General features: G+C 65.1%; 2 protein-coding genes. Both read left to right on the top strand.

Annotation, left to right across the window (positions count from 1 at the left end; all coding sequences use genetic code 11):
* A partial coding sequence (locus tag EOA32_RS37020; RefSeq protein ID WP_128374294.1) for an ABC transporter permease subunit occupies positions 1-537 on the top strand: 537 nt, incomplete at its 5' end.
* Positions 538-623: 86 nt separating this feature from the next.
* Positions 624-1,364 carry an ATP-binding cassette domain-containing protein gene (locus tag EOA32_RS37025; protein WP_189407707.1) on the top strand — a complete coding sequence of 247 codons (741 nt, stop codon included), beginning with the start codon at positions 624-626 and terminating at the stop codon, positions 1,362-1,364.
* Positions 1,365-1,531: the final 167 nt, after the last annotated feature.

Below are 1,531 nucleotides of genomic sequence, written 5' to 3' on the forward strand. Positions count from 1 at the left end.
ATATCGCGGCCGGCCGAGACCGTGTTCGACTCGTCGATGCAGATGCTCCGCAATGTGCCGCATCTGGCCATCATCCCGCTCGTCATCCTCTGGTTCGGAATCGGTGAGGAAGCGAAGATCTTCCTCGTGGCGATCGGGACCGCATTTCCCCTCTACCTCAATACCTTTCACGGCATCCGCACTGTCGATCCGAAGCTGATCGAGATGGCGCGTGTCTACGGGCTCGGTCCCGTGCCCCTGTTCTGGCGGGTGATCCTGCCGGGCGCCATGCCGTCGATTCTTGTCGGCCTTCGTTTCTCGCTCGGCCTCATGTGGCTCACGCTCATCGTGGCCGAGACAATCTCGGCGTCCTCGGGCATCGGCTACATGACGATGAACGCGCGCGAGTTCCTGCAGACCGACGTCGTCGTCCTCGGCATCCTCGTCTACGCGCTACTCGGCAAGCTCGCCGATTTCATCACACGGTTGCTCGAGGCGCGCGCTCTTGCCTGGCACCCCACGTATCGCCCCACCGTCACCAGGGGAGCGACGTCGTGAGAGAATCTGCGAGCGTGGTGCGGCTGCACAAGGATGCCTCGTTCCACGAAGCGGATGCGCTGGCCGAGAAAAACCTGCTTCGCGAGGTGAGACCGCACGGTGAGGACGCGCCGTCACTGAACGGGCAGGACATACGACTTGATCGCTTGTCAAAATCCTTCGGAGACCGAAGCGTCCTGTCCGACCTCGATCTGGTCATTCCTGCCGGACAGCTGCTGGCGATTGTCGGCCGCTCCGGCTGTGGCAAGTCGACGCTCCTTCGCGTGATCGCGGGACTCGATCGCCCGACGAGCGGAACGATTGCCATCGGCGACGCCGAGGTCCAGTCGCTGCAGCCGAACGTGCGCCTTCTCTTCCAGGACGCGCGGCTGCTGCCTTGGCATCGCGTTCTCAGCAATGTCGGCATCGCGCGCACGAAGGGCTGGCGGGAGACTGCGGCGGCAGCCCTCGCCGATGTCGGGCTTGCCGATCGGTGGAACGACTGGCCTGCCGTGCTGTCCGGCGGTCAGGCTCAACGCGTCGCGCTCGCCAGAGCTTTGGTGAGCCGACCGGGCGTTCTGCTGCTCGATGAGCCGTTCGGCGCTCTCGATGCGCTGACGCGTATGGAGATGCACCGGCTCCTGGAGCGCATCTGGCGCGAGCATGGTTTCACGACCGTACTCATCACCCACGACGTCGCCGAAGCGGTCGCACTCGCGGACCGGGTGCTCGTCATCCGCGACGGCGGCATAACGCTCGACTTGCCGGTCGATCTCCCTCGGCCACGACCCCAGGGAGCCGACACCGCGGCTGTGGCCCTGCAGGCGCGAATTCTCGAAGAGGTATAGGCGCAGCCGTCGATCCGTGCGGCGCCTCGGCAGAACAAGGAGATCGTAACATGCACAAGGATCGCGGATCAGAAGACGAAAGTCAGACCGGGCGTGTGCCGCCGGCACAGCAGAGGCCAGACGTCCCCGACGGTGGGCGCCGCCGCTTTCTTGGCGCAGCCGGAGGC

Origin of the sequence: Mesorhizobium sp. M1A.F.Ca.ET.072.01.1.1 (assembly GCF_004023325.1) — a bacterium.
GTDB lineage: Bacteria > Pseudomonadota > Alphaproteobacteria > Rhizobiales > Rhizobiaceae > Mesorhizobium.